Origin of the sequence: Streptomyces sulfonofaciens, assembly GCF_014656295.1 — a bacterium.
GTDB classification, from domain to species: domain Bacteria; phylum Actinomycetota; class Actinomycetes; order Streptomycetales; family Streptomycetaceae; genus Streptomyces; species Streptomyces sulfonofaciens.
This window is the reverse complement of the sequence record NZ_BNCD01000073.1, coordinates 1-956: the sequence shown is the minus strand read 5'-3', so window position 1 is coordinate 956 and position 956 is coordinate 1. Positions and strand designations below refer to the sequence as shown.

The following is a 956-nucleotide window of genomic DNA, read 5'->3' as shown; positions in this document are numbered from 1 at the left end:
TTGATTGGCTATCAGTTCAGGCATAACAATGGGACTATTTTGAAAATTGATAACGCTACTTTTGAAAAGAATCAAATGTTTGTGCATATTTGTTTCCCTAAAACTAAAAAAAACCCTCAAAAATTGCGTGTGTCAAGCAAGGCATTCGCTTTAGAACTTCTGTTTGTTAATGGATACAGCCTAAAAAAAGACAGCTTGTTAGAAGAAATTGATCCCCCTAAAATCCATTCTATCACTAACGAACCCATCAAGGAATTTGATGAATACATCGGCAAAACGATCCACATCACTAACTTCAATGTGGATCAGTGTCCTGAGGGGATCAACAATTACCTAAAGATCACTAGGATCACCAAACTAGAGAATAATCGGATCTGTATTTCAATCCAAGATGTAGACAAGCCTGACAAACTATTGAAGCCTTTCATCGCCAAAGATGAGAAACATTTGAAGAATTGGTTCAAGAAACACTACCACTAAAATACAAAAAAAGCCTACTGATCAATGAGATCCTAATGGAAAGGACATGCATGCCAACTAAAGATCTATCTAAACTCATAGAAAAACTAAATCATGAAAAAAAGAATGCTATTAAAAATGGCATTTACCACTTAATCCAAATTAAATTTTCTTATAATTCTAATCGCATTGAAGGAAGCAGTTTGACCTACGAACAAACCGCTCATATTTTTGATAAATCCGCTCTTATAACTGAAAAAAACGAAAATATTAAACTTGATGATATTTTTGAAACCATCAATCATTTTGAATGTGTGAATTACTTGCTTGAAAGCTATAAAGAACCTTTGAGTTTAGAATACTTTAAGACTTTACACAGAATCTTAAAAAATAATTGCTCTGATGAAATTATTGGTGGTTTTAAAAAACACCCTAATTTTGTAGGTGATAGCGCCACAACAAAACCCCAATTAGTTGAAAAGGAACTAACAAATCTT

2 protein-coding genes are annotated in these 956 nt (G+C 32.8%); both read left to right on the top strand.

Features of this window, described 5'->3' with window-relative positions:
* On the top strand, positions 1-480 hold a 480-nt coding region (locus IE313_RS36690), incomplete at its 5' end, for a hypothetical protein (RefSeq protein WP_229925201.1).
* Between the two features lie 50 nt (positions 481-530).
* The coding region (locus tag IE313_RS36685; RefSeq protein WP_229925200.1) for a Fic family protein at positions 531-956 on the top strand (426 nt) is incomplete at its 3' end.